Annotated in this window: 3 protein-coding genes; 1 reads left to right on the plus strand and 2 read right to left on the minus strand. The window is 44.3% G+C overall.

From position 1 onward, the window contains the following. Positions 1 to 1,088 (plus strand): sulfatase-like hydrolase/transferase (locus AB4653_RS23065; RefSeq protein ID WP_372105413.1); only part of this gene is annotated, 1,088 nt, incomplete at its 5' end. Positions 1,089 to 1,155: 67 nt separating this feature from the next. On the opposite strand, the gene AB4653_RS23070 is transcribed toward AB4653_RS23065, so the two are convergent. Together AB4653_RS23070 and AB4653_RS23075 are read right to left on the minus strand one after the other, a co-directional pair. Then, positions 1,156 to 2,070 (minus strand): LysR family transcriptional regulator, encoded by a 915-nt coding sequence (locus AB4653_RS23070; RefSeq protein WP_012604073.1) that lies wholly within the window; start codon positions 2,068 to 2,070, stop codon positions 1,156 to 1,158. Between the two features lie 194 nt (positions 2,071 to 2,264). Then, positions 2,265 to 3,143: LysR family transcriptional regulator (locus tag AB4653_RS23075; RefSeq protein WP_372105414.1), on the minus strand; the 879-nt coding region annotated here is incomplete at its 5' end.

Below are 3,143 nucleotides of genomic sequence, written 5' to 3' on the forward strand. Positions count from 1 at the left end.
TAAACGCGGAAGAAGAGCCTGAAACCTACTTTTACCCTAAAGACCCAGAATTCAGAAAGAACTACGGGCCTCGCGGCGTTATCAAAGCAACCTCTGATGGCAAAATCGAAGATACGGGTCCACTGACTCGTGCTCGTATGGAAAACATCGATGAGGACTTTACCGAAGCGGCTATCACGTTCATGGAGAAATCTGTAAAAGAAGATAAGCCTTTCTTTATCTGGTACAACTCGACTCGCATGCACGTTTGGACTCGTCTGAACGAACATTACAGCGGCATTTCTGGTCAAGGTATCTACGCTGATGGTATGGCTCAATTAGACGACAACGTCGGCGCGTTGCTTGATACTCTTGAACGCTTAGAAGTTGCAGACAACACGATTGTTATCCTTTCTACCGATAACGGTGCAGAAAAGTTTACATGGCCTGACGGCGGTACATCTCCTTTCCACGGTGAGAAAGGCACAACTTACGAAGGCGGCATGCGTGTTCCACAAATCGTGAAATGGCCTGGTGTAATCGAACCTGGCTCTGCGGTTAATGCGCTAATGTCTCAAGAAGACTGGTTACCGACACTAGCTGCCGCTGCCGGCAATGACTCTATCGTTGAAGACCTTAAAGAAGGTGTTTCTCTAAATAATAAAGATTGGCGTGTTCACCTAGATGGCTCGAACTTTATGCCATATTTTGAAGGAGAGGCTGAAAAGTCACCCCGTGAAACTATCTTCTACTTCTCTGCAAACGGTGACTTCAATGCGCTTCGTTGGAACGATTGGAAAGCAAGCTTCGCGATGATGGAAGGCACGATGCAATCAGCTATCCGTCAAGCTCCTGCTTGGGCTTCAATTACAAACCTACGTATGGACCCGTTTGAAACCGCAGCGAAAGAATCTGGCATGTACACTCGTTGGATGGTAGACAACATGTGGTTATTCGTACCAATGTCTCAAGAAGTGATTAAGTTTATGGGCTCTCTAAACGATTACCCAATGCAACAAGGCCAAGGCTTCAGTGCCGCAGACATCAATTACAACACGCTAAAAATGCAAAAGCTAATTCAGCAGATGCAAGCACAAAACGCGAAATAGCGGAGCAAGGGTTAAACAGCGAAGCAACAGCTAGATAACCCGGCTACCGACCATTAAAGATAACTGACTAATTAAAGCCCCACTGGGGCTTTTTTTGTGAGGCATCAACAATCTTTTTTCTAAACCATGAATGCGCCATATCTGCATTACGACTCTTGTGCCACACCAGATATTCAGTACCAAGATCCGATTCAAACGGTAAAGGCGACAGCTTAAAATCATCCAGCAAGCCATACCTTTCAAGTATCGATTTCTGACTAATACAAAGCCAATCCGTTCCTCTTACCATATCAAGCATTTCAAATGGGCCAGGCGCCTTTCGTGCAACCTTTCTACTCTTCGCATACTTACTGGTTTTGGTTAACGGCGATTCTTTGGTATCCCACATACTATGAAGAACATGCTTCTCTTCAAGGTATTCTTCCAACGTAATCTCGTTCCCTAATCTAGGGTGGTTTTTATCATAAGCAACCACCATAGGTTCGTTAGAGAGCTGAATACATTCCATTGCCGGATCGTTGATAGGCGTATGGACTATACACAAATCATATCGGTGTTGGCGAAGGTCTAGAATGATGTCTGCAGTATAGTAAGGGTCAATATGAAGACCTATATCTGGCGTTTCCGCATAGAGGATATCGGATACACGCTTCATCAATGAATAAGTTGCACCACTAATGCAAGCGACGTTAAACGACCTTTCAATTTTTGTTGGGTCGAACTTTCGCTTACTCGGGAAAGTCGATTCAAAGGCATCGTAGGCCTGTTTTATCTGAGGGTAGATGTCATAACAAAAACTGCTCGGTCTATAGCCTTCCTTTGTTTTCACAAACAACGGGTCATCATAGGTTTCTTTTAGTCGGTTAAGCGCCTTACTAATTGCGGGCTGAGTAACGCCAAAACGTTTCGCGGTATTCGAGATAGAGAGCTCTTCCATCATGACAACAAAATACGGGATCAGACTAAAATCAGTGTTTTTCATGTTCTATTTACCAAACTCGCGTACTAAATTAACTTTCATATCATTGAATTATACCGTATCAACCAAGCACTTCATTAGCGACCCTTTTATTTTGGGAAGTCACCTACGAATTAGCATGCTAGAAAGCGATGATTAACAGAACACAAAAAGCCGACACTTGGCAGGCTCAGGTAACTCTAAGTCAGTGATGGCGTTTATTTGCTTTGTAGCAGAGTAATCTCATCATTCACCCAGCCTAATAACTGCTTGGTCGCTTTAGACAAGACTTGATTCTGCCTCACGATATAGCCTAGGCTGGTGCTAGAGAAATTGGTCAATGGCGTAACCTTTGAATTCAAATGCTGCTTAGTGGATATCGCAAACTCAGGAATGATGGCCACTCCAAACCCAGCTTCTGCCCAGTCGATTTGAGCATCGACACTCCCTACTTCCATGACTCTATGATTGGGTAGATTAAGGCTTGGTAAACCTTCATCAATGAAGTCACGGGTTCTCGTATCGTGGCCAAGTAGAATCAAGGTGAGTTCTGTCTCTATATCGCCATCTTTAACCTCGTTTCCTGTCTTGCTATCAGAGTATTGCATGTCGAAGCCATCGCCTAACGCACACCATGAAAGCTCTTGAAGCTTAGTAAAATAGAGCGACTCGTTGTGTTGCTCTTTCGCAATCACAAAACCAAGATCCGCCTGAGCGTTCTTAACTAAACTCGATGCTTGAGATGACGTAGTGTTCAGTAGCGTTAGGTCGATACCCGGATACTGCGCTTTGAACTTCTGGAACGGGCGAATTAGCAAGAATCGAGAGATGATGTCGCTCACGGCAATAGTTAACGTGCCTATTTTAAGGTCGTTAATGGCGTTGAGATCGGCCTGACAAATCTGCAGTTCGAGTAATGTTCTTTGACTTGTCTCTAGTAACCTTTCACCTGCTTGAGTCAGTTGAAACGGACTTCGCTCTATCAACTTGATGCGTGTTTGTTGTTCCAGTTGTTTTAGGTGCAAACTCACATTAGGTTGTGTCATATGCAGTGCGTTGGCTGCTTTTCCGAAATGCTTATATTCCGCTAGCGTCAC

Origin of the sequence: Vibrio sp. 10N.222.48.A3 (assembly GCF_041475345.1) — a bacterium.
Classification (GTDB): Bacteria; Pseudomonadota; Gammaproteobacteria; order Enterobacterales; family Vibrionaceae; genus Vibrio; species Vibrio tasmaniensis_A.